Source organism: Deinococcus sp. HSC-46F16 (assembly GCF_024171495.1).
Lineage (GTDB): Bacteria > Deinococcota > Deinococci > Deinococcales > Deinococcaceae > Deinococcus.
In genome coordinates this window covers 761,798-785,441 of the sequence record NZ_JALJZW010000001.1, presented here as the reverse complement: position 1 = coordinate 785,441, position 23,644 = coordinate 761,798, and the positions used below count along the sequence as shown (strand labels likewise).

Annotated in this window: 21 protein-coding genes; 9 read left to right on the top strand and 12 right to left on the bottom strand. The window is 70.7% G+C overall.

All coding sequences use genetic code 11. The features are described 5' to 3' along the window. Positions 1-67 precede the first annotated feature (67 nt). Positions 68-1,945 carry an N-acetylmuramoyl-L-alanine amidase gene (locus tag L1280_RS03930; RefSeq protein ID WP_253580768.1) on the top strand — a complete coding sequence of 626 codons (1,878 nt, stop codon included), beginning with the start codon at positions 68-70 and terminating at the stop codon, positions 1,943-1,945. Here the strand turns inward: L1280_RS03930 and L1280_RS03925 are convergent. Continuing rightward, the gene (locus L1280_RS03925) at positions 1,936-2,460 is read right to left on the bottom strand and encodes an ankyrin repeat domain-containing protein (RefSeq protein WP_253580767.1); all 525 of its coding nucleotides are present in this window, start codon (positions 2,458-2,460) and stop codon (positions 1,936-1,938) included. The two genes, L1280_RS03930 and L1280_RS03925, sit on opposite strands and share 10 nt — an antisense overlap. A 77-nt stretch (positions 2,461-2,537) precedes the next feature. Here L1280_RS03925 and L1280_RS03920 point away from each other — a divergent pair, with 77 nt between their 5' ends. Continuing rightward, positions 2,538-3,605 (top strand): BsuPI-related putative proteinase inhibitor, encoded by a 1,068-nt coding sequence (locus L1280_RS03920; protein WP_253580766.1) that lies wholly within the window; start codon positions 2,538-2,540, stop codon positions 3,603-3,605. A 30-nt stretch (positions 3,606-3,635) separates the two neighbouring features. Beyond that, on the top strand, positions 3,636-5,465 hold the full coding sequence (locus L1280_RS03915; protein WP_253580765.1) for an arginine--tRNA ligase: 1,830 nt from the start codon (positions 3,636-3,638) through the stop codon (positions 5,463-5,465). Positions 5,466-5,529: 64 nt separating this feature from the next. Here L1280_RS03915 and L1280_RS03910 read toward each other — a convergent pair whose 3' ends face one another. The 7 genes from L1280_RS03910 to gyrA form a co-directional block, all read right to left on the bottom strand. Continuing rightward, entirely contained in the window at positions 5,530-6,378 is an 849-nt protein-coding gene (locus tag L1280_RS03910; protein ID WP_253580764.1) for a S9 family peptidase, read from the bottom strand. Between the two features lie 219 nt (positions 6,379-6,597). After that, positions 6,598-7,731 (bottom strand): acyltransferase, encoded by a 1,134-nt coding sequence (locus tag L1280_RS03905; RefSeq protein ID WP_253580763.1) that lies wholly within the window; start codon positions 7,729-7,731, stop codon positions 6,598-6,600. 214 nt (positions 7,732-7,945) lie between these two features. Beyond that, positions 7,946-9,055 (bottom strand): prephenate dehydrogenase, encoded by a 1,110-nt coding sequence (locus tag L1280_RS03900; RefSeq protein WP_253580762.1) that lies wholly within the window; start codon positions 9,053-9,055, stop codon positions 7,946-7,948. A 40-nt stretch (positions 9,056-9,095) separates the two neighbouring features. Then, positions 9,096-9,755, bottom strand: coding sequence for a glycosyltransferase family 2 protein (locus L1280_RS03895; RefSeq protein ID WP_253580761.1), 660 nt, complete (start codon positions 9,753-9,755; stop codon positions 9,096-9,098). An 83-nt stretch (positions 9,756-9,838) separates the two neighbouring features. Further along, complete coding sequence (locus L1280_RS03890; RefSeq protein ID WP_253580760.1) at positions 9,839-11,209, bottom strand: FAD-dependent oxidoreductase; 1,371 nt, start codon at positions 11,207-11,209, stop codon at positions 9,839-9,841. A gap of 126 nt (positions 11,210-11,335) precedes the next feature. Continuing rightward, a complete protein-coding gene (locus L1280_RS03885) occupies positions 11,336-11,953 on the bottom strand; it encodes a helix-turn-helix domain-containing protein (RefSeq protein ID WP_253580759.1) in 618 nt (205 codons plus the stop codon). Positions 11,954-12,233: 280 nt separating this feature from the next. Continuing rightward, positions 12,234-14,663: a DNA gyrase subunit A gene (gyrA, locus tag L1280_RS03880; RefSeq protein WP_253580758.1), complete on the bottom strand. Its 2,430-nt coding sequence runs from the start codon at positions 14,661-14,663 to the stop codon at positions 12,234-12,236. A gap of 285 nt (positions 14,664-14,948) precedes the next feature. Between gyrA and L1280_RS03875 the strand changes: the two genes are divergently transcribed. Genes L1280_RS03875 through L1280_RS03865 form a run of 3 tightly spaced genes read left to right on the top strand, consistent with a single transcriptional unit; the run spans position 14,949 to position 15,939 of the window. After that, on the top strand, positions 14,949-15,299 hold the full coding sequence (locus L1280_RS03875; protein WP_104991941.1) for a roadblock/LC7 domain-containing protein: 351 nt from the start codon (positions 14,949-14,951) through the stop codon (positions 15,297-15,299). After that, the gene (locus L1280_RS03870; RefSeq protein ID WP_253580757.1) at positions 15,296-15,643 is read left to right on the top strand and encodes a roadblock/LC7 domain-containing protein; all 348 of its coding nucleotides are present in this window, start codon (positions 15,296-15,298) and stop codon (positions 15,641-15,643) included. The genes L1280_RS03875 and L1280_RS03870 overlap by 4 nt, the downstream gene beginning before the upstream one ends. Beyond that, the gene (locus L1280_RS03865) at positions 15,640-15,939 is read left to right on the top strand and encodes a roadblock/LC7 domain-containing protein (protein WP_253580756.1); all 300 of its coding nucleotides are present in this window, start codon (positions 15,640-15,642) and stop codon (positions 15,937-15,939) included. The genes L1280_RS03870 and L1280_RS03865 overlap by 4 nt, the downstream gene beginning before the upstream one ends. A gap of 46 nt (positions 15,940-15,985) precedes the next feature. Here the strand turns inward: L1280_RS03865 and L1280_RS03860 are convergent, their stop codons facing one another. After that, the gene (locus tag L1280_RS03860; protein WP_253580755.1) at positions 15,986-16,822 is read right to left on the bottom strand and encodes a PIG-L deacetylase family protein; all 837 of its coding nucleotides are present in this window, start codon (positions 16,820-16,822) and stop codon (positions 15,986-15,988) included. Positions 16,823-17,080: 258 nt separating this feature from the next. Next, entirely contained in the window at positions 17,081-17,311 is a 231-nt protein-coding gene (locus tag L1280_RS03855) for a hypothetical protein (RefSeq protein ID WP_253580754.1), read from the bottom strand. A 62-nt stretch (positions 17,312-17,373) separates the two neighbouring features. Here L1280_RS03855 and recQ point away from each other — a divergent pair, with 62 nt between their 5' ends. Continuing rightward, complete coding sequence (gene recQ / locus L1280_RS03850) at positions 17,374-19,626, top strand: DNA helicase RecQ (protein ID WP_253580753.1); 2,253 nt, start codon at positions 17,374-17,376, stop codon at positions 19,624-19,626. Between the two features lie 108 nt (positions 19,627-19,734). On the opposite strand, the gene L1280_RS03845 is transcribed toward recQ, so the two are convergent. Together L1280_RS03845 and L1280_RS03840 are read right to left on the bottom strand one after the other, a co-directional pair. Next, a complete protein-coding gene (locus tag L1280_RS03845) occupies positions 19,735-21,114 on the bottom strand; it encodes an MFS transporter (protein WP_253580752.1) in 1,380 nt (459 codons plus the stop codon). 119 nt (positions 21,115-21,233) lie between these two features. Next, positions 21,234-22,166: a hypothetical protein gene (locus L1280_RS03840; protein ID WP_253580751.1), complete on the bottom strand. Its 933-nt coding sequence runs from the start codon at positions 22,164-22,166 to the stop codon at positions 21,234-21,236. Between the two features lie 221 nt (positions 22,167-22,387). On the opposite strand from L1280_RS03840, the gene L1280_RS03835 reads away from it, so the two are divergent. Both L1280_RS03835 and smpB read left to right on the top strand, forming a co-directional pair. Next, a complete protein-coding gene (locus L1280_RS03835) occupies positions 22,388-23,107 on the top strand; it encodes an SDR family oxidoreductase (protein WP_253580750.1) in 720 nt (239 codons plus the stop codon). A gap of 81 nt (positions 23,108-23,188) precedes the next feature. Then, complete coding sequence (gene smpB / locus L1280_RS03830; RefSeq protein ID WP_253580749.1) at positions 23,189-23,620, top strand: SsrA-binding protein SmpB; 432 nt, start codon at positions 23,189-23,191, stop codon at positions 23,618-23,620. Positions 23,621-23,644 lie beyond the last annotated feature (24 nt).

Genomic DNA, 23,644 nt, shown 5'->3' with positions numbered 1-23,644 from the left:
GGGACAGCGTACCCTGCTCCCGGCCTGCCTTCATGCGGCAGGTGCGGCCGCCGTGCTAGACCGGCCCATGCGCCGCCCGCCGTCCCGCCTGACCCTGGCTGCCGCCCTGCTGGGTGCATTCATGCCGACTTCGGCCGCCTTCGCCGCGCCGGACATCTTCGTGGCCTACCCGCCGCCGGGTCACCGGGTCGCCTCCGACCACGTGCTGCTGGAGGGGAGCGTGCCGCCGGGCGCGACCCTGCGGATTGACGGCCGGGCGGCGGAGGTGGGGCCGGACGGCCTGTTCATCCTGTGGTGGCCGCTGCGGGTGGGCACGCAGGACCTGCGGTTGGTAAGCACCCTGCGCGGGCAGACGGGCACCCGCACGCTGCGGGTCACCCGGACGGCACGGCCGGGGCTGCCCGCCACGCCGACCGTCCTCGACACGGCGAGCATCCAGCCCGCGCAGGACCACACCTTCTGGGACGCCGCCGGGGACAGCGAGGCCGAGCGCACCGTCCCGGTGGCCTTTCGGGGCTCGCCGGGGGGCCGGGCCAGCGTGCGGGTGGGGGAGGGTCCGGCGACGGCGCTGCGGGAGGTCGCGCCGGGCGAGTACCGGGGCGGGTTTGTGCTGCCGCCCACGCAGGCCCTGGCCGCCGCCCCCGTCACCGTCATGCTGACGGGGCGGGACGGGCGAACTGTGACGCGGACGGCCGCTGGGCGCGTCTCCAATGTCCCCGGCGCCGCCCCGCAACTCGCCGTGCAGCGCCCCGGTACCGTGCCCGGCCGTGCGCTGAACCCGGCCGACACGCTGCTCACGACCCCCTCGGGCGAGCCGCTGCTGTATCCCCGCGAGGGGATGACCTTCCGGGCGGTGGGCCGCGTCGGTCCCGACCTGCGGGTGCGCCTCGTGCCGGGGCAGAGCGCGTTGGTGACGGCGGCGCAGGTGGAGCTGCGGCCCGGTGCCCCCGCGCCCGCCCTCGCCGGGGCGTTGCGGGTAGAGGGTGCAGTGCCTGTGCCCACCGCCCTCGTTCCCGCCCTGCCCCTCGCCGCCGCCCTTCCGGTGCTGCCCCCGGTGCCCGCGCCCACAGGCGACCTCCGCCTCCGCCTGCCGCTCGGCGGGGCGCGGGTGCCCTTCACCCTGGCGCAGCCGGAACCGGGGCGCCTCGTGCTCACCGTATACGGGCTGGCGACGCCGCCCGCGCCCCCGCAGCCCGTCGCCGACCCCTTCCTGGGCGGGGTAGAGGTCAGCGCACCCGCCCCCGGCGTCACCCGCCTGGCCCTGAGCCTGAACGCCGCGCAACTGTGGGGCTTCGCGGCGGGGTACGAGGAGGGCGACCTCGTGCTGAGCGTGCGCCGCCCGCCCCGGCTCGACCCGGCGCGGCCCCTCGCCGGGCGGGTGATCGTGCTGGACGCGGGGCACGGCGGCACCCAGAACGGGGGTGCGGGGGCGCTGCGGGTGCCGGAAAAAGACCTCGTGCTGCCGATCACCCTCCGCGCCGCCGAGCTGCTGCGGGCGCAGGGGGCCGACGTGCGCCTCACGCGGGACGGGGACGTGACGCTGGGACTGTACGAGCGCGGCCTCTTTGCTGAACTGCAGGAGGCCGACCTCCTCGTCTCCATCCACGCCAACGCCCTCCCGGATGGGCGCGACCCGCGCGGGATTCGTGGGCCGGAGGTGTTTTTCACCCACCCGCAGGCGCAGGCCCCCGCCGCCGCGATTCTGGCGGCGCTGCGGCGCACGCTGCCGGACCTCGGCACGGGCGCGGGCCTCAAGCCGGGCGCCAACCTCGCCCTGACGCGGCCGAGCGCCCAGCCCAGCCTCCTGGTGGAGACGGGCTACCTCACCGACCCCGGCAACCTGCGGCTGCTGATGTCCCCGGCGGGGCGGGAGCGGCTCGCGGGGGCCATCGCCTCGGGAATCGCGGACTTCTACGCGGGGCAGGTCCGTCCCGGTCAGCCCTGACCCAGCCGCGCCTCCAGCCACTGCGCGGTTTCCTCGGCGCCCATCTGCCGGGCGGCCTCCACCGCCGTGAAGCCGCCCGCATCGCGGCGGTGCGGGTCGGCGCCGTGGGCGAGAAGCTGCTCGATCATCTCCCCGCGCCCGAACATCGCCGCAAGCATCAGCGGGGTGCGGCCGTCCGGCCCGGCCCCGTCCACCCGCGCCCCGTGCGCGAGCAGCAGCTCCAGCATCGCCCGGTCGCCCCGGAAGGCGGCGGCCCCCAGCGGCGTCTGCCCCCGGTCATTGAACAGTTCGGGGTCGGCGCCGTGCGAGAGCAGCAGCCGGGCCGCCTCATGGTGGCCGTGGTAGCTCGCCAGCATCAGCAGGCTGTCGCCGCGCTGGTTCAGCAGATTTGGGGGCAGGCCGCGCTCCAGCAGAGGCCGCAGCCGCTCGGCGTCCCCGAAGCGCACCAGTTCCAGCACGTCTTGCAGGAAAGCGAGGGTCTCGGCGTCGGGCACGGGGGGGGTGGGGTCAGACATGGGCGCAGTCTGACGCTTGGGGGCAGGGGTGGAAAGGGGATTCAGGTGGGGGTCACCCTGGCCCCCTACACTGGGGCATGCTCCGTCGCCTCTGGTTGCCCGCCGCCCTCGCCCTGGGGCTGGCGTCCTCCGCTCAGGCCCAGTCCGCGCCGGTCCTCCAGTTCCGGCTGGAACCGGAGACGTACCACGCCTACCAGAACGACCCGCCTCCACCCTTGACCCTCACCCTGACGCTGCGCAATCCCAGCGCCCGGCCCATAACCGTGACCTGCCGGGCGGTGGGCGGCCCGGTGCTGAAACGGTTCACGGAGGTTCAGGACGGCGAATCGGTCCTGCGCGACGAAACGGTGGGTGAGCTGCGCCCGCAAGCCGGGGCGCCCCTCTGCCGCCGCGTGGGCGAGCGGCTGACCCTGGCGCCGCGCACGAGCTACACCTACACGCGGGTGCTGGGGCCGCAGACGGTCGGGGCACAGGTCCACTACCGCAGCGGCTGGAACGTCAGCGCGGCGGCGGGGTCGGGATGGTTGCGAAGCGGGACGGTGACGGCGCTGGTGGTGCGGGGGAACCGGCCCATCCCCACGCCGAATCCGCAGGCATATCACGACGCCTTGGACGCCAGCCGCGCCCGCTGGTACACCCGCAGCAGCCGGTCCTCCCGGCCGGACACGCGCCTCTCCTTCGGCCTCGCGGACGAACTCTCGCGGCAGGCGTTCCTGGCAGAACTGAAAAAGCGTGGGCTAGACCCCAGCCGGGTAGAGATCGAGGTCGCACCGCCTGTGCGCTTCCCGGCGAAGCCGACCCCGGCCCAGACCGCTTCCGTGACGGTCACGCCCGCCGCGCAGGGCTACCGCTTCACGTTGAAGGTGACGAACCGGACGGGCCAGCCGCTAGAGGTGGCCCAGAGCTATTGCGAACCGCTCGCCATCGAGCGTGTGCCCGGCGGCCTGCGGATGTGGCAACTCGGCAACGGTCCCTGCCCGGCCGTCGCCGCAGGGTCCATCACCCTGCGGCCCGGCGAGTCCACCACCAGCGAGGCCCGCTGGGACGGCCAGGACAGCCTCGGCCGCCGCGTGCCGCCCGGTCAGTACCGCGTGAAGTTGGGGCTGGGTCAGTTCGTGGGCGAAACAGTCTTCACGGTGAAGTGAGCGTCCCCGCCACTGTTAAACTTTCCTCTTATGGACCTCAAGGCTCAACTCAAAGCCGCCGTCGAACGGGCCGCCGCCGACCTCGGCGCCCCCGTGGACGCGGCGATTCAGGAAACGCCCGCCAACAAGCCCGGCGACTACGGCACCCCCGCCGCCTTCCAGATGGCGAAGGCCCTGGGCCAGAACCCCGCGCAGGTAGCCGCGGGACTCGCCGCGAGCGTGCAGCTCCCGGAGGGCATCGCGCGGGTGGAGGCGGCCGGTCCCTTTCTGAACTTCTTCGTGGACGTGGGTGCCTTCGTCAAGGCCGTGGTCGAGACGCCTTTCGCCATGCCCGCCCGCCCCGACAAGATCGTCATCGAGCACACCTCGGTCAACCCCAACAAGGAGCTGCACGTCGGGCACTTGCGTAACGTGGTGCTGGGCGACTCCATGGCCCGCATCTTCCGGGCGGCGGGGTCGCGGGTGGAGGTCCAGAACTACATTGACGACACCGGGCGCCAGGCAGCCGAGGCCCTCTTCGCGGTGTCGCACTACGGCCGCGTCTGGGACGGCGAGCAGAAGTACGACCACTGGCTGGGCGAGGGCTACGTGCGCCTCAACGCCGATCCGCAGAAGCCCGCGCTGGAGGAGGGCATCAGCGCCGTCATGCACCGCCTGGAAGCGGGGGAACTGCGCGGCGAGATCGAGAAGGTGGTCCGGGCGCATCTGGACACCTGCTTTCGCCTCGGCGCCCGCTACGACCTGCTGAACTGGGAATCCGACGTGGTGGGCAGCGGCTTTCTGGCGCAGGCGATGAACATCCTGGAAGGCAGCCGCTACACCTCGCGCCCGGCGGAGGGCAAGTATGCCGGGGCCTTTGTGATGGACGTGTCCGAGTTCATGCCGGGGCTGGAGGAACCTAACGTGGTCCTCGTGCGCTCCGGCGGCACCGCGATGTACGCCGCCAAGGACATCGGCTACCAGTTCTGGAAATTCGGCCTCTTCGAGGGCATGCGCTTCAAGCCCTTCACCACCGACCCCGAGGGGAACACCGTCTGGACGAGTGCCCCCGACGGCGACCCCGACACCGGGCGGCGCTTCGGCCACGCCGACGAGGTCATCAACGTGATCGACTCCCGGCAGGACCACCCGCAGACGGTGGTGCGCTCGGCCCTGGGCGTGGCGGGCGAGGCGGAGAAAAAAGAGCGGTCCATCCACCTCTCCTACGCCTTCGTCACCCTGGAGGGCCAGACCATCTCCGGGCGCAAGGGGATCGCCGTGAGCGCCGACGACGCGATGGACGAGGCCGAGCGGCGAGCCCTGGCCGTCCTGCAAGGGATCAACCCCGACCTCGCCGCCAGAGATGACGCCCGCGAAATCGCCCGGCGCATCGGCATCGGCGCGATTCGTTTTGCCATGCTCAAGGCCGAGCCGACGCGCATCCTCGACTTCCGCTGGGAGCAGGCGCTCGCGCTTCAGGGCGATACCGCGCCCTACGTCCAGTACGCCGCCGTCCGCGCCGCCAACATCCTCCGCAAGGCGCAGGAGGCCGGGTACGCGGTGGACGGCACCGGGGCGGACTGGGAGGCGCTGCCCGACGTGGACCTCACCCTTGCCAAGCAGGTTGCCCGTCTGCCCGAGGTCGTCGCCCAGAGCGTCCGCATCCACTCGCCGCACGTGGTCGCCCAGTACGCGCTCGACCTCGCTACGTCCTTCAACGCCTGGTACAACGCCAAGGACAAGGCCGGAAAACCCGCCACCAACGTCCTCCAGAGCCCCAATGGGTTGCGTGAGGCCCGGCTGGCGCTGGTGGGCCGGTTGCGCCGCGCCTTCGAGGAGACGCTGGACCTGATCGGGATCGAGGTTCCGGCGGCGATGTAGCCGCCCGGAAGGGGGAGAGGGCCTGGGGCAATATCTCCCAGGCCCTCTCCCCTTGCCTCCAGTCTCAGCGCCGCAGCGCCTGTTCGGTGGCCTGCGCCTCCAACCCTCCGAAGAAGTCCGCGAGCTGGTCGGCCACCTTGGGCGAGAAGCGGTTGCCGCCGAGGTGCGGGCCGCTGAGCTGCACGAAGCGGCTGGGGCCGGGAGCCGCGCGGTTTCTCAGGCGCATGGCGTTCGTCTCCATCGGCACCACGTCGTCGTCGGGACCGGCGACGAGAAAAAGGGGCAGCCTGGGGGCCTGCTCGGCCAGGGCGACCGGGTTGAGGTGCGGCTCGGGTTCACCGCTCAGGCCGTAGGCGTGGCCGATCTCCGCGCGGCGGGTCAGGGCGGTGCCCCAGGCGTTTCTCAGGTCGGTCCAGGGGTCGATCAGGGCCACGCCGCCCACCGGGTAGGGGCTGCCCGGCAGGGCGCTGCGCAGCGCGAGCAGTCCGCCCATGCTCAGGCCCAGCGCGTAGGTGCGCCCGTTCCAGGCAAAATGCGACCCCGCCTCCTGCCGCAGGCTGGCAACCTGCGCGAGTGCGGCGGGGCTGCCCCAGGTGCTCTCGCCGCCGTCGTCGCTGAGCAGCACGGCCAGCGGCACGTCCAGCAGGGCCTCGACCAGCACGCTGACCTGCGGGCTGTCCAGCAGCCGCTCGGCACTCTGCCCGCGCGGGTGCGACACGACCACCATCGCGCATTCCTGGCGGTAACACGCGGGCGGCACCCGCAGAAACGACGGGCCGCTGACCCGCTCCAGCCGCACAGTGTCAGGCTTTTTGGGGAGGGGCAGCGGAGGGACGGCAGTGGTGGCCGCCGCGCCCGTCACGGCGAGGGCGGCGGCGAGGGTCGTGATCAGGGAAAGGGCGAAGCGGTGCATGGGCCGGGGCACTCTACCGCCCCGGCGGTGACCCTGTCCTGACGTGCCCGCTGAGGGCCTTCTCATGGGGCGGGCCAGGGGGCCTTATCCGGTTGCCGTCCACTCCGTTCTCCTCTCAGGAGAGCGCCGAGGGGAGACCTCCTTTCCCGGCGACCGTGTTGTTCCTCCTCGCTTCGCTCGGGCGGAGCAGTTGTTGTCCCTCCTGGGCCGGAATGCGGATCATCGCCCGAAGATGAACAGCCCCAACCGCTTGCCCAGCAGCAGGCGCCCAATCAGCATCGGGACCAGCAGGGCGATCAGGAAGTAGAGGGTCGCCGTCAGCGCGAGGGCGAGGGGGCCGCCGTCGGGAATCCCCACCCCGTACTCCAGAAATTGCAGCAGCGCGGGGTGAATCAGGTAGATGGGCAGGCTGACGGTGCCCAGCGTGGCGATGGCCCGCCGCAGCGTCCCCCCGCCCTCCGGCCCCCGCCGCTGCCAGGCGTAGGCCGCGCCCAGCAGCGTCAACGCCACCAGGATGGAATAGCTCCAGTTCAGCGCGTTGTAGTGCAGCGGGACGACGGATTCGCCCTTGAGGTTCCCCACGGCGGTGGGCAGGTACAGCGCGAAGACCACTGCCAGCGCCCCCAGCAGCAGCGGCAGGCGCTGGCGCCACCACGCCGGGAACTCGTCCAGCCGCGCCCCCACCCCGACGCCGGTCAGGACAGGCAGCAGGTACCACAGCACCGTGCTCGCCGGAAAGGGCAGGGTCAGCACCTCGCGGTTGAGGAAATACACCCCGAGCTGAACGGCCAGCCCCAGCCCCAGCATCAGCCCGATGGGCGGGCGCCGCCGGGCCAGGGGCAGCAGCAGCGGCAGCAGCAGGTAGACCTCCAGCGCCACCAGCAGGAAATACAGGTGAAAGCTCGCCTTGCCGTACAGCAGCCAGAAAGCCCACTGTTCCGGGTCCGTCAGCGTCTCCGGCGGACGCTGGGTGGTGACCACGTACCACACGGCGTACAGGGCGCTCCACAGCACGTAGGGCCACGCCCCGCGCGTGACCCGCCGGGTGAAGTAGCGCCGCAGGTCGAACTTCTTCAGCAGGCTGCGGGTCAGCACCACCGCCGAGAGAAAGACGAAGGCGGGCACCGCGAAGTGCAGGGTGCGGTTGAGGATCAGCAGCAGCTCGTGCGCGAGCGACCCCGCCTCGGCGTGCCGCAGCGCCATGCCGCTGGTGTGGTGCGCCACGACCTCCATGATGGTCAGCCCCCGGAAGGTGTCCACCGCCGTGAGGCGCGGGGCGGCCGTGGCCCCCTGCTCCAGGGGCGCAGCGGTCGAGGTGGCCGGGACAGGCGTGGCGGGAGCAGGCTCGGACATCCGGGTGCCACTCTACCCGCCCCGTGCATGAGGGGCGTCCATCCAAAGGCGGGGACGGCTCATAGAGCCGAAAAGCCGGTTGTACGGTTTCCGTCCAATCCGTTATCGAACCGGGAAAGCGCCGACTCGATAACTCCTTTCCCGGGAACCGTTTTGTTCCTTCTCGCTCTGCTCGGGTTGAGCAGTTTGTGTAACTGTTCAACCGGAATCCGTATTAGCCCCGTCCCCGCACCTCGTACCCCGCCGCCCGCAGGAGGTTGGCCGCCCGCGCCACGTCGGCGGCACTCTCCAGCCCCAGCCGCAGGGCACCCCCCTCCTCGCGGATGGCGAGCACCTCGATGTCCTTGATGTTCACGCCCGCCGCTCCCAGCGCCTGGGTCACCGCACCGATCTGGTTGGGCCGGTCGGGCATGGCGACCACCAGGTCGTGCCGGGGCGGGAGCAGGCTGCGCCGCACCACCGGCAGGCTGTCGCGGGTGCGCTTGCCCTCGGCGGCGGCGGCGAGGAGGTCACCGGGGCGCTCCAGGTCGGCCTCCAGCCGCTCCAGCCCCCGCCGGAAACGGGCCAGGGCTTCCCGCAGCGCCTCCCGGTTTTCCACCACCATGTCGCGGCTCATCCGGGGGTCCCCACTCGCCACCCGCGTGAGATCGCGGAAGCCCCCCGCCGCGAGCAGGCTCAGCCGCTCGTCCCGCGCCACGAGGTGCGTCAGCGCAAGGCTCACGAGGTAGGGGAGGTGACTCACGGTCGCCACCAGGCTGTCGTGCGCCTCGGGGGGCATGACCACCGGGGCGGCCCCCAGCGCCTCCACAAGCTGCCGGGCACGGCTCAGGGCCGTCAGCGAGGTGTGCTCGGTGGGCGTGAGCACCCACACCGCGTTTTCCAGCAGCGCCGCCCGCGCGTGGGTGACCCCGCCGCGCTCGCTGCCCGCCATCGGGTGCCCCGGCACGAAGCCCCGCACCCCCAGCGCGTCGAGTTCGGCGGCGATGCCGGTCTTGACACTGCCCACGTCGGTGACCAGCGCGTCTGGCGACAGAAAGGGGGCCAGCTCGCGGGCCAGCGGCCCCAGCGCCCCCATCGGCGCGGCGAGCACCACGAGGTCACACCCGCGCAGCCACTCGCCCGGCGTCGCCTGAACCTCGTCCACCACGCCGAGCGCCTCGGCCTCGCGCAGCACGTCCATGCTGGCGTCGTACCCGACGACCCGCCGGGCCAGCAGCCGCTCGCGCAGCCCCAGCGCCACGCTGCCCCCGATCAGGCCCACCCCCACGATGGCCGCACGCTCGAAGGAAACCGGGGAGGACGTGAGAGAGGCGGAATCGGCCATGCGGGTCACCGTAGCATGGGTCTCGCCCGGCCCCTGCCGCTTACCCCCGGCGTTTGCGGCGGCGGTAGGTCAGCAGGTCGGCGTACATCCGGGTGCGGGCACGCGCCCCCTTCCAGAAGCCGCGCTTGGTCTCCTTGAGCACCTGCCGCACCTGCCCCAGCTCCACGTAGCCCCAGCGGGCGCCCGTCTCGCGCAGCCAGTCGGTGATGGGCGGCTCGGGCCAGCGTTCCTCGCCCAGCCGGGGTACCGAGAGCAGCCAGTCGCGGCGGCAGGCCCGCTGCCCACTGAGGTTCGGGGTGAGGCGATTGCCCCAGTCACTCGCGAAGCTGCCGCCCCCCTCGAAGACGCCGATCGCCATATCGAGTTCCCCCGCCAGCACGGGCGCCAGAAGCTGCTCCAGATGTTCCCGCGTCAGCCCCATCAGGTCGGCGTCCAGCATCACCACGTAGTCGGCTTCGGTGGCCTCCAGCGCCGCCTTGAGCGCCGGACCCTTGCCCCGGTTCTCGCGCAGCTCCACCACCCGCGCTCCCGCCGCCCGCGCGACCTCGGCGGTGCGGTCGGCGCTGCCGTCGCTCGCCACGACGACCTCCGGGGTGAGTTCCAGCGCGGTTCGCACCACGGTCGCCACGGTCTCTTCCTCGTTGTACGCCGGAATCACGACGGCCACACGGGGAACGGGGGAGGGAACGGGCGACGACATCAGGCCGCATGGTACTTCACCCCCGGTCAGCAGACGAAAACCCCTCTCCATGCGGAAGAGGGGCTGGGGGTGGGGGGGCTGGCTCAGCCCTTGCGGTGCGTCAGCATCTCGTGACGGTGCACCACCTTGGCGCGGGGGCGACCCTGCTGCTCACCCTGGGCGAGTTCGTGGGCGTCGAGCACCTGCCAGTCGTGGTAGGTGTACACGTCCACGCCCTTGCCCCGCAGCAGGGCGTCCACGGCCTCGCGGCCGGGCTGGGCGGCGGCGGGGAGCGCCCCGGCCCCCGCGTCCGCGAGGAGCCCAGCGACCGTGTCCACCGCGTCTTTCTTGTTCGTGCCGATCACGCCGCTGGGACCGCGCTTGATCCACCCGGCGGTGTATTCACCGGGGCGGCCCTCCACCCGGCCCTCCACGTTGGGAATCACGCCCCGGCGCTCGTCGAAGGGCACGCCGGGCAACGCGACCCCCTTGTACCCCACCGAACGCAACACCATCTGCACGGGGAGCACCTCGTACTCGCCGGTGCCCACCGCGCCCCCCGATTCGTCCAGCACGTTGCGCTCGACCTTCAGGCCGCCCACGTGCCCGGTGCCGTCGTCGAGAATCTCGACGGGCGAGACCAGAAAGCGCAGGTGGATGCGCCGCTCCTTTCCTTCCGGCGTGCGAACGGCGAAGTCGCGCAGCACCTCCAGATTCTTCTTGACGGTGTTGTCGGTGATCAGCGCCTCGGTCGCCTCGTCCACCTGCACCTCGGCGGGCTTGACGATGGGGTCGGCGGCGCTCAACTCGCCGAACTCGCGCAGCTCCTTGGTCGTGAACTTGGCCTGCGCCGCGCCCCGGCGCCCCAGCACCCACACGTCGCGAACGTGGCTGCGCTCCAGCACGGTCAGGGCGTGCTCGGCAATATCCGACCCGCGCAGTTCCTCCACCGTCTTGACCAGGATGCGGCTTACGTCCAGCGCCACGTTGCCCACGCCCACGACCGCCACCCCCTGCGCGTTCAGCACCAGTTCGCGGGCCGCCGCATCGGGGTGGCCGTTGTACCAGGCGACGAACTCGGTTGCGCTCATGGAGCCCCGGAGGTCCTCGCCGGGAATCCCCAGGCGGCGATCCGCACTCGCGCCCACCGTGTAGATCAGGGCGTCGTAGAGCCCCCGCGCCTCCTCGTGGGTGAGGTCGCGGCCGAACTCCACGTTCCCCAGAAAGCGCACGCGGGGGTCGGACAGCACCTTCTCGAAGGCCCTCGTCACGCTCTTGATGGTCAGGTGGTCGGGCGCCACCCCGTAGCGCACCAGCCCGTAGGGGGTGGGCAGGCGGTCGAATACGTCGACCTCCACCGGCAGGGCCGTCTGCTTGGTCAGTGCCTCGGCCGCGTAGATGCCGCTGGGACCGCTGCCGATCACGGCCACCCGCAGGGGACGGCCCAGGGAGGGAGAAAAAGTCTGCTCGCTCATCGGTGCCGAGTGTAGCGGGGGCAGCCGGGCCGGAGCGTGCGGACATTCCCCTGGGCGGGACGGAAGCGGCCCCACAGCAAAACGCCACCCGGCGTGAACCGGATGGCGCTCTGAGATGTGGGGACTTTACGCGGCGGCGATGGTCGCCAGTGCCCGCTCGTCCTTGAGGGTGATCTTGCCGTACCCAGCGCTGATCACGCCCTCGCGGCTGAGTTCGCCGACCACCTTGGTGACCGTCTCGCGCACGGAGCCGACGGCGGCGGCGAGTTCGTCGTGGGTGGCGTAGATCATGGTCTCGCCGGAGTCGAGCTGGGTCGCCAGAGCCGTGTCCTTGAGTTCCAGCAACTCCCCCGCGATGCGGGCACGCAGCCGCTTGCCCACCAGGCGGTAGATGCTCTCGTAGGCCCGCTCCAGCGTCTTGACGAGGTGGGTGGTCACGACGAGGTTGTCTTCCGCGCTCATCAGGGCGGGGTTGATCACGTCGACGGTGGAGTCGGTCACGGCCTCCGCGAAGTAGGCGCGGTTCACGCCTGCCAGCGCTTCCTCGCCGAAGTACTCGCCGGGCTTGACGTAGCGCAGGGTCAGGCCGTTGCCGTCGTCGTCCATGGTGTGGACGCGCACCAGGCCGCTTGCCACGCGGTAGAGCATGTCGCTCTTGCCGGGGTAGAGGATCACGGCGCCGGGCCGGTAGGTGACAGTGTCCACGAAGGTCTTGGTCAGGGAGGTGGTGTGCGTCTGCGTCATTTGGGTCGCCTCCTGGCGGTGAAGTTGATCGGGCGCCGGACCATCCCGGCATGGATCACAGTGTAACCCAAGGTCACGTTTTTGTAAACAGTTTTGTTTCTTTAATCAGGCTTTAGGTCACAGATCATTCAAGTTGCCCCAAGCCCGTGGAATGTGCCCAGCACGATGTTTCCCCATATCGTCACAGGTGGATCAGGCTCACTCGGTCCTCATCCTGCAAGGCATTACGGAAAGAAAAACCCGGCCTTCGGAGCGGCCGGGTAGGGGTGCCAAAAGCAGCTTAGAGTTCGTCCTCGCGGCGGATGGGGAAGGCGTCGATCACGCGGTCCTTGTCGCTGATGTTGATCACCTTGACGCCCTGCGCGTTGCGGCCGGTCACGCGGACCTCCTCCACGCGGGTGCGAATCACAGTGCCCTTCTCGGTCAGCACCATCAGTTCCTCGTTGCCCGCCACGTGGGTCAGGGCGACGAGCTTGCCGGTCTTGTCGGTCACGTCGAGGGTGATCACGCCCAGGCCGCCGCGCCCCTTGCTGGGGTACTCGCCCACCGGGGTGCGCTTGCCCAGCCCGCACTCGCTGATCGCCAGCAGCTCGCTGCCCTCGTCGCCGCCAGGGACCAGCGCCATGCTGACCACCTCGTCGCCGCCCCGCAACCGGATGCCGATCACGCCCTGGGTCGCGCGGCCGGTGTCGCGCACCTCGGTCGCCGCGAAGCGCATCGCCTGTCCGTCACGGGTCGCCAGGACCACGTGGTCGCCGTCGCGCTGAATGCCCACGCCGATCAGCTCGTCGCCGGGCTGGAGGTTGATGGCGATCAGGCCCGCCGAGGTGATGTTGCCGTACTCGGTGATCAGGGTCTTTTTCAGCATCCCGCGCTTGGTGGCGAAGACGAAGCTGCCGGGCTCGCCGAAGCCCTTCACGCTCAGCACCGAGGCGATGTTCTCGTCGTCGCGCAGGGCGGGGAAGAGGTTGCGGATGTGGGTGCCCTTGGCGTCGCGGCCCGCTTCCGGCAGGTCGTAGATCTTCTCGTGGAAGACCCGGCCCTGGTCGGTGAAGAACAGCATGTAGTCGTGGGTGGACCCCACGAACACGCCCGTGTTGACGTCCTCCTCGCGCAGCTTGCCGCCCGAGGCCCCGCGCCCGCCGCGCCCCTGCGCCCGGTAGGCGGTCAGGTTGGTGCGCTTGAGGTACCCCGCCCGCGTCATGGTGATCACCATGTCCTCGACGGCGATCAGGTCCTCCTTGGAGATGTCGTCCTCGAGGTCGGTGATCGTGCTGCGCCGCTCGTCGCCGTAGCGGTCGCGGATGTCGCGGATCTCCTTCTTGATCTCGCGCCACAGCAGCCGCTCCTCGCCCAGGATGGACCGCAGGCGCTGAATGGTCTTTTGCAGCTCGTCGTACTCGGCCATCAGCTTCTCGCGCTCCAGGCCGACCAGCCGCTGAAGGCGCATGTCGAGGATCGCCTGCGCCTGAATCTCGGTCAGGGCAAAGCGGGTCATCAGGGTGTCCCGCGCCTCGGCTGCCGTGTTGCTGGCCCGGATGCGCCCGATCACCTCGTCAATGTGGTCGAGGGCCTTGACCAGCCCCTCCAGCACGTGGGCGCGTTCCTCGGCCTTTTTCAGCTCGTAGGCGGTGCGCTTGGTGACCACGTCGCGGCGGTGGTCGAGGAAGGCCCGCATGGTGTCGATCAGGGGCAACACGCGCGGCTCCCCGTTCACGATGCTGAGGTTCATCACCGTGAAGGTCGACTGGAGCTGGGTGTACTTGTAGAGCTGGTTGAGGACCAGCGTAGGAATCGCGCCGCGCTTGAGTTCGATCACGATTCGCACGGGTTCCTTGCGGTCGGACTCGTCACGCAGGGCCGAGATGTCGGGAATCTTGCCCGCCTTGTACATCGCCGAGATGGTCTGGATCAGGTTGGTCTTATTGACCTGATACGGAATCTCGGAGATCACGATCTGCGCCCGGCCGTTCTTCTCGTCGATGCGGGCCTTGCCGCGCACCTTCAGGCCCGCGTGCCCGGTCGAGTACGCCTCGCGGATGCCCTGGCGGGAGATGCGCCCCCCGGTGGGGAAGTCCGGCCCCTGCACGTGGGTCAGCATCTCGTCCAGCGTGATCGCCGGATTGTCGATCAGCGCGAGCAGCCCGTTGCTGATCTCGGTGAGGTTGTGCGGCGGGATGTTCGTCGCCATGCCCACCGCGATGCCCGCCGCCCCGTTGATCAGCAGGTTGGGCACCGCCGACGGAAGCACCGAGGGTTCCACGGTGGTCTCGTCGTAGTTGGGCTTCATGTAGACCGTCTCTTTTTCGAGGTCGGCCAGCACTTCCTCGGCGAGCTTGGTCATGCGGGCTTCGGTGTAGCGCATCGCGGCGGGCGGGTCGCCGTCGATGGAGCCGAAGTTGCCCTGGGGGTCGACCAGGGTGTAACGCATGTTCCACCACTGACCCAGCCGGACCATCGCGTCGTAGATCGACGAGTCGCCGTGGGGGTGGTACTTCTTCATGACCTCGCCGACCACGGCCGCCGACTTGGCGTGCTTCTGGTTGGAGGCGAGGCCCTCTTGCAGCATGGCGTACATGATCCGGCGCTGCACCGGCTTCATGCCGTCGCGGACATCGGGCAGCGCCCGGTCCACGATCACGTTCATCGCGTAGTTGATGAAATTGGTCTTGACTTCCGCGGTGATGTCAACGGGATGGATTCCAGTCATGAGACTCCAGTCGGGCGGGCGGCAGGTCAGGGGAACTGGCCCGCCGCCGCGTGAGAGGAAGGGAGGCCCGGCGTCCTTGCCGGGGATGAAGCGAGTCTACCACATTCTGCCCTGAACGTAATCGACTCCCCCCCTTTGCACCCCGCATTCTACCGCATGGAGACGGAAAAACCACGCGGCCGGAGCCGGGGGTGGACGCCAGAGGGAGCTGGGAGAAAGGTGCGAGCCGCCCGCCCTCCACCCTTGTGAGAATTTTGCGTGGAATCGCCGCCTATGATCGGGGCGATGCTGTCACATCTCACACAACTGGTCGCGGACGTGGACGGAGCCTGGGCGGCGGCCATCGGCGGGCTGGACGGGCTGCTGGTGGAGGGCCACGCGGCGGCGAACACCGACCTTAACCTGCTGGTGGCCGAGCACGCGGGGCTGATGCGGGCCTCGGGCGCGGCCTACGGCGACACCCTGAACGGCGGCAACGTGCGCGAGCTGTATCTGCGCGGCGAGCGCCTGAGCGTCTACCTGCACCCCATCACCTCCGCTTTCTTCCTGCTGCTGGCGCTGGACGCCCGCAGCAACCTGGGGCAGGCCCGGCTGTACGGCCGCGCCGCCGCGCACCGTCTGGAGGCCCTGCTGTGAGCGCCCGTTTTGATGCCCTGCGGCCCCTGCCCGGCGTGGTGGCCGCTGCCCTGGTCGGCCCCGACGGGCTGCCGATCGAACTGCTGGGCGAGGGCAGCGACGCCCTGGCCGCCGAACTTGCGGCCCTGCGCGTCAGCCTCGACCGGGTGTGCCGCCGCCTCGGCGCGGGGGAAGTGACCCGGCTGGCCTTTACCAGCGAGCGCGTGGAGGTGGTCGCGGTCACCAGCGGCGACTTCATCCTGGGCGTGGCCCAGACGCGCGGCACCGACACCCGCGCCGCGCAGCAGCTCCTCGCCCGGCTGGCCCTGGAGCTGACCGATCTGCCCCGGCCGGAGTTCGCATGATCTCCGAACTGCTGGAGGTGCGCGGCGTCCGGCACGTCGCCCTGCTGGACGCGGCGGGCAAGGTCGTCACCAGCGCGGGTGCGGGGGCCGACATCAGCGTGGTGCCGCCCGCCCGCGCCGTCGTGGGCAGCCTCAAGGCCGCGCTGGGCACGGGCGAGTGGCAGGACCTGCTCCTCGACTTCGGGGACGGCCCGGTCCTGCTGACCCCCCACGGCGACGGGGTCTTGCTGACCGCCTTCGACGAGGTCGCCAGCCTGGGCCGGGTGCGCTTCGCGGTGGGGCGGCTGCTGGGGTAGGGCGGGGTGGACCGTGGAAGGAACTGGCCCCGCCACGGTCCACGGTCTACTCCCCGTCCACGCCCTCGCCCCCCGGCACCCCGTCGAACAGCCCCCGCAGCGGGTAGCGGGCGATCGGCGTGCGTGTGCCGCCGATGCTGAAGCCCTCGGTGCCCAGCATCCGGGTTTCCATAGCCTCGCGTTCCTCCGGCGTCATGCGGCCCAGCAGGCTCTCGGCGCCCGTCTGGGTGCCGTGGGCGGCGAGGGCTGCTTTCTTGTTCTCCGCGTAGGCGGCCACGTTCATCCGCACTGCGACTGTGTCCGGTGAGACGCCGTAGACCAGCGGGTCGAGGTCCTGGCCCATCCGGGCGATTCCGGCCGCCGCCTCGTGGGTCATGGCGGTGTAGTACAGCCGCTGCGGCCCGCCGCCGGGCAGGTGCCCGGTGCTGAAAAAGGCGGCGGTCGTCGCCCGGTGAATCTGGAGGTGGTCGACGTGCCCGTAGCCGCCGTGCGGGTCGAAGGTGACGATCACTTGCGGCTGTACCTCCTTGATCAGCGCCCGCAGCCCCACCTCCACGTCGAGCGGGTTCACGTTCATCAAGGCAAGCGGATCGTCATGGCGGGTGCGCTCGTAGCGGCCGGAGTCGTGATAGTCGAGAAAAACCGGCTCCCCGATCTCCAGCGCCCGGCACGCCTCGCGCAACTCCTGCTCGCGCTGCTGCCCGAGGTCGTCCACCGTCATGCCCGGCACCGTGATCTTGCCCGCCTCGCCCCGCGTGGCGCAGGCCAGGACCACCCGCACCCCCCGGCGGGCGTAGTGGGTCAGCGTGCCGCCGACGCTGAAGGCCTCGTCGTCGGGGTGGGCGAACACGGCGAGCAGGGTGGGCTGGGGGTTGGCAGTCATGCGCGGCAGTGTACGGCGGGGCGGGAACGTGGGGCACCTGCGGGGCGTACTGTCTGCCATGCGAGCCGCCCTGCACAGCCTCTGGACCGTCCTCCGGGAACTGTTCATGGGAGCCATCGGTCAACCCCGGCTCGGAGTCAGCGCGGCAGACAGAGCACGCTTCGCCGCGAAGAGGGAGCGGGTGCGTGGCACCGCCCCGTCCGGCCCCCTCGCCGCCTTAAAAACGCTGCTGCGCGAGGCTGCCCTCGGCCTGATCGGTCAGCCCTCGCCCCACTCGTCGCGCAGGCGCAGGCCCCGCCGGTAGAAGTCCCAGAACTCGTCCGGCCACGTCCCGTACAACCGGCGGCGGTTGGCGAGGTCGGCGGCCTCCAGCGCCGTGCCCAGCGCCCGGTAAAAGCGGCTGCCCTGTTCCTGCATGGCCCGCGCGGTCCAGTAGACCTCGGCGTTCAGAAGGGTGGAGAGGCGGTCCTCGGTGGGGTGGTCGGGCATGGGGCCACTCTAGGGTCAGGTCTGCATTCTGTCCCCGGCGTACTCCGGTATCATCGGCCCCGATGACGGCGGCGCCGACCACCACCGACCAGCAGGCCCTGGACATTCTCAAGCGCGTCTGGGGCTACGACGCCTTCCGGGGCGTGCAGGCCGACATCGTGCGGACGGTGGCGGGCGGGGGCCACGCGCTCGTGCTGATGCCCACGGGCGGCGGCAAGAGCCTGTGCTACCAGGTGCCCTCGCTGCTGCGGCCCGGTGTGGGGATCGTCGTCTCGCCCCTGATCGCGCTGATGAAAGACCAGGTGGACACGCTGCGGCAGCTCGGGGTGCGGGCGGCCTTCCTGAACTCCACCCTTAGCCCAGAGGGGGTGCGGGAGGTGGAGGCGGCGCTGCTCGCGGGCGAGTTGGATCTGCTGTACGTCGCTCCCGAGCGCCTCTTGCTGCCCCGCACGCTGGATCTCCTCGAACGCGCCCCGGTCGCCCTCTTCGCCATTGATGAGGCGCACTGCGTCTCGCAATGGGGGCACGACTTCCGGCCCGAATACGGGCAACTGGGCGTGCTGCCCGAACGTTTTCCCCAGATTCCCCGCCTCGCCCTGACCGCCACCGCTGACGACCGCACGCGGGCCGACATTCTGCGGGTGCTGGGGCTGCACGGAGCGCCGCAGTTCATCTCCTCCTTCGACCGCCCCAACATCCAGTACCGGGTGGCGGCCAAGGAGGGACCGAAGTCGCAACTCCTCGACTTCATCCGCACCGAACATCCGGGCGACGCGGGCATCGTCTATTGCCTGTCGCGCAAGTCGGTGGAGGAGACCGCGAAGTGGCTTCAGGCGCAGGGGGTCGACGCGGTGCCCTACCATGCGGGCCTCTCGCCGCGTGAGCGCAATGGGGCGCAGGAACGCTTCCTGAACGAGGAGGGCCTGATCGTGGTGGCGACCGTCGCCTTCGGCATGGGCATCGACAAGCCCAACGTGCGCTTCGTGGCGCACCTCGACCTCCCCAAGAGTCTGGAGGGCTACTACCAGGAGACGGGCCGCGCCGGGCGCGACGGCCTGCCGAGTACGGCCTGGATGGTCTACGGGCTGGCCGACGTGGTCAACGTGCGGCGGATGCTCGCGCAGAGTGCGGCCCCGGAAGACGTGCGCCGGGTGGAGGCTGCCAAGCTCGACGCCCTGCTGACCTACTGCGAGGCCGCGACCTGCCGCCGTCAGGTGCTGCTCTCGTATTTCGGGGAAACGCTGCCGGAGCCGTGCGGCAATTGCGACGTGTGCCTCGCCCCCCCGCGTGTGCGCGACGCCACGCGCGAGGCGCAGATGGCGCTCTCGGCGGCGATCCGCACCGGCAACCGCTTCGGGGCCGCCCACCTTACCGACGTGCTGTTGGGGCGCGACACTGAGAAGGTGCGGGCGATGGGGCACCATACGCTGCCCACCTTCGGGGTGGGGCGGGCGCACGATGAGAAGACATGGCGCGGGCTGCTGCGCCAGCTTGTCAGCCTGGGCTACCTCGCGGCAGGCGAGCACCACGGCCTGAGCGCGACCGCCAAGGCCCGCCCGCTTCTGCGCGGCGAAGAGACGTTGCACCTGCGGGAAGACACCCTGGCCCCCCGCCCGACCCGCGACCGCTCCACCCGGCCCGGCCGCGCCCCGGTAGACGCGCAGGACAGCCCCCTCTTCGAGGCGCTGCGGGCGTGGCGACTCCAAAAGGCCCGCGAGCAGGGCGTGCCCCCCTACGTGATCTTTACCGACGCGACCCTGAAGACCATCGCCGAACTGCGCCCCGGCAGCCTGCACACCCTGGGCACGGTGAGCGGCGTGGGCCAGCGCAAGCTCGCGGAGTACGGGGAGGAGGTGCTGGGGGTGGTGCGGAGGCAGTCGGGCGGCCAGCGGCCAGCTTCCAGCCGCCAGCCGGGTGAAGCCGAGCGGGGCGCAGCCGAGAATGCGGCGGTGTTGGGTGTGTTGCGCGGAAGCCTTCCGCCCTCCGCCCCCAGCGCCCCGCCCGTCCGCCCCCGCCCGGAAGCACCGGCCTCATCGCGCCCCGACGCGCTGTTTCCGCACGCCACGGGCGACACGCCACACGCTCCCCGTAACCCCGAGGTCGCCGAGGCCCTGCGCGAACTGCGCCGCGAACTTGCCCGCGAGACGGGGCACAGCGCCTTCGTGATCTTCCCGAACGCCACCCTGGACGCCCTCGCGGCCCGGCAACCGCGCACGCTGGCCGAGTTGGAAGGGGTGCCGGGGCTGGGGCCGAGGCGCATCGAGGCTTACGGGGAGCGGATCGTGGACGCGGTGCTGACGGGGTTGGACGAATAGGAAAGGACGCCTGGCGAACGTCTGCCAGGCTGGCTCACCCCCCGCCCCCCCTCTCCTCCGGAGCTTCGCAAGTCAAGGGGAAGGAACTGGAGAGGAGACGCGGGTTTCTCAATCCGCCGCTCCCGCCTGCACGGGCCGCACCGCCCGCAGGCGCAGGCTCAGCACCAGCCCACCCGCCACCAGTGCGAGCGCCAACACGTAGGCCCGCTGCAAGCCCTCGGCCAGCGCCGGGCCGCCTGCCAGAATCGCGGCGGGGCCGATCAAGAGGGCCATCAGCGCCACCCCCAGCGCCCCGCCCATCTGCCGGGCGAACAGCACACCGCTCGTCACCGCGCCCAGTTCTTCGCGCCCCGCCCGCTCCTGCGCCGAGAGCAGCAGGCTCAGCATGGCGAAGCCCATCCCCATCCCCACCACGAACCCCAGGGCCGAGGTGACCCACAGCGGCGCGTGGACGGCGAAGGTGAGCGCCGCAAAGGTGCCTGTCAGCACCAAAAACCCCACCTGCGAGAGCCGCGCGAGGGGCACCCTGTTCAGCAGCCGCGCCGCGAGGATGCTCGTCAGCGTCCAGCCCACCAGCATGGGCGTGAGGATGGCCCCCGCGCCCGTCGCACTTCCGCCGCCCACCCCCTGCGCGTAGAGCGGGAGGTAGGCGATCACGCCGAAGTAAGCCGCGCCGCCCAGCAGATTCCCCGCGAAGGCGATGGCGGTCGTGCGCTGGCGCAGCGCCCCCATCGGCAGCAGGGGCTGGGGGTGGCGCCGCTCCACCATCACGGCCGCCAGCAAAATCAGCAGGCCCGCCCCCACCATCGCCCACGCCCGTGATTCCAGCCCCCACACCGTCAGGCCGCTGCCCAGCGTGAACAGCGCCGCCCCTGCCCAGTCCAGCCGCGCCGGGCGTGGGGTCCCCGTCTCGCGCAGGTGTCGCAGGGCGATCAGCAAGGCGGCCACTCCGAACGGCAGCGAGGCGTAGAAGGTCCAGCGCCACGAGAGCGTGTCGGTCAGCCACCCGCCCAGTAGCGGCCCCAGCAGCCCAGAAATCCCCCACACCCCGCTGATAAAGGCCTGCACCCGACCGCGTTCGGCCAGCGAGTACGTCTCCCCGATGATCGTCAGGGTCAGCGGCAGGACCGCTCCCGCCCCCAGCCCCTGCAAGGCCCGCGCCCCCACCAGCCAGCCCATGCTCTGGGCTAGGCCGCACAGGGCGCTGCCCAGCAAGAACAGCACCACGCCGGTCAGGTACAGCCGCCGCCGCCCCACCACATCCGAGGCGCGGCCCCACAGCGGGCTGGACACCGTGCTCGTCAGCAGGTACACCGCGAAGGGCAGCGCGTAGAGCCGCTGGCCTCCCAGGTCCGCGATCACGCTGGGCATGGCCGTCGCCACCACGCTGGACTCCAGCGCTGCCAGAAAGACACCCAAGATCAGGCCCGTGGTCGCCAGTTGCCGCGCCCGCTGCGCCTGCGGGGAAAGGGGGGCCAAATCGGTCATGGGGAGCAGGCTACTCTCCTCCCTGCCCTGAAACCGCAGGTCAATGACCGATGAAGGGTGCGAGGACGCAGAAAAAACCCGCCCCCCGGATCGGAGGGCGGCGCAGGGTGAACAGGGGCTTACCGGCGGTCAATGGGCAGCGTGCTGATCGCGGGGTGCGTCGCGGCGCCGCGGGCGCCCAGCCACGAGAGCAGCAGGGTCAGCCCGGCCGCCAGCAGCCAGCCCAGGCCGGTGTTGCGGGCGGTGGTGCGGGCGGTCGCTTCGGCGGTTTCGGCCACCTGCTGCGCCTGCTGCTCCAGCCGGTTGACCTCGTTGGACACGACGGTGCGGACCTCTTCGGCCTGCGCGGTGCTCAGGCCTTGCCGCTCCAGCCGGGTCACGAACTGCTCGCCCGTCAGCGCGTTGCGAATGGCGTTCACGCGGGCCGAAGCGAAGTCGGGCAGGTCGGCAAGGTCCTGTTGCCCGAGGTCATAGCGGGTGCGGCGGAAAATGCCGGTCACCACGTCCGAGGCGGCGTCCACCTGCGCTGCATTCAGGCTGGGGCTCTGGCTGGCGATCAGTTCTTCGATATCGTCGCGGGTGATCCCGTCTACGAAGCTCTGAAGCCCGGCCGGGGCCTGCGCGTCGGTGTTGGCTGCCGCGCTCGTGGCAGCGCCCACAACACTGCTCACGGCGTTGGTCGCCAGGCCCAGCAGGCTGCGGGCCGCCCCGAACAGGGTGTAGGTCAGCAGCAGCACCAGCAGCCCGCCCGTGATCAGCCCGGTCAGCGAGGCGTCTTCCGGGGTCATCGCGGCAATGCCGTCGTCGTTGCGGGTCGAAGGCGCACTCGCCCGCACCGCCGTGCGCCCGGCCGCCCAGGCCCCGGCGAGCGCGGCGATGGCTGTCCAGATCGCGGCCTGAATGCCAGTGCCCGTCAGGGTGATGCCGGTCAGGGCCGTGATCACGAGGCCCAGGGCCAGCACGGTCAGGGTCGTGACCAGCCCCAGCACGACGCCTGCGAGGACGCCGCGCCAGCTCAGGCGGCGAGAGAGCCGATCGGTGTTCAGAGTCATACAACCTCCAGGGTGCGGGCTGGGGAAAGGGAGTGTCCGGGGGGACGGCCCGCCCGCATTCACCTTTCACCCTAAGCGGCGACTTGCGTCCGGTGCGCCCCCGCTCGCTTAATGCCGTCCTCACACCCATGAGGGGAGGTTCAGGCGGCTCTGGGCCCGCTCACTTGAGCCGCCCTTTACCTGGCCCGCCCTGCCCGCATCAGGCAAGTTACGGTGCGGGCATGACGCAGCAGATGGGGCAAAAAGAAGGCAAGAGCGCCTTTGTCACCGGGGCCAGCAAGGGCATCGGGCTGGAGGTGGCGCGGGCGCTCACGGGAGCCGGGTACGCGGTGACGATCACCAGCCGCAAGCAGGGCGAAATCGAGGCCGCTGCCCGTGAGATCGGGGGACGCACGCGTGGCGTGGTCTGCGACGTGCGCGACCCGCAGGCCCTCCAGCAAGCGGTGGACGCCCACGTGGGGGCCTTCGGCGGCCTCGACGTGCTGTTCGTGAATGCGGGGCTGGGCCACTTCGCCAACGTCGAGGACCTGACCACCGAGCAGTGGCAGGAGGTCATCGACACCAACCTCAGCGGGGCCTTCTATACGGTCAAGGCGGGGCTGAGCGCCCTCAAGCGGCGGGGCGGATACATCTTCACCCTGTCGAGCCTCGCGGGGAAGAACCCCTTCGCGGGCGGCGGGGCGTACAACGCGAGCAAGTTCGGCCTCAACGGCCTGTCGGAAGTGCTCACCCTCGACCTGCGCCAGCACGGCATCAAGGTGACCCAGATCATGCCCGGCAGCGTGGCGACCTTTTTTGGCGGGCACACCCCCAACGAGGCCGACGCCTGGAAGATTCAGCCGGAGGACATCGCGCAGCTCACCCTCGACCTGCTGGCGATGCCGGAGCGCACGCTGCCCAGCCGCATCGAGGTGCGGCCGAGCAGACCGCCGCAGAAGTAAGGCGTCTCTTCCCGCTCGCCCCTGGCCCCGCGCCGGGGGCTTTGCTGTCTGATCTGCCCCCGCCGCGCGATTTGCCCTAGAATGCCCCGCGTGTACACGAACCGCCGCGCACACCACGAGTACGAACTGCTGGAGCGCTTCGAGGCGGGCATCGCCCTGACGGGCAGCGAGGTCAAGAGCGTCCGGGCGGGCGGCGTGGATTTCCGGGACGCCTTTGCCCGTCTGTCGGGTGGAAATATCGAGCTGGAGGGGTTGTACATTCCGACCTACACTGAAGCCACCTACAACAACCACGAGCCCCGCCGCGCCCGCCGGTTGCTGCTGCACCGCGAGGAGATCGGCAAGCTGAAGCGGGCGCTGGAGCAAAAGGGCCTGACCCTGGTGCCCACGCGGCTCTACCAGAAGGGCCGGGTCTTTAAGGTCGAGCTGGCCCTCGCCCGGGGCAAGAAGCTGCACGACAAGCGCCGCGCCGAGGCCGAGAAGACCCTGCGCCGGGAGCTGCGAGAACTGTGAGGGGGCCGCGTATCAGCCGGGCGC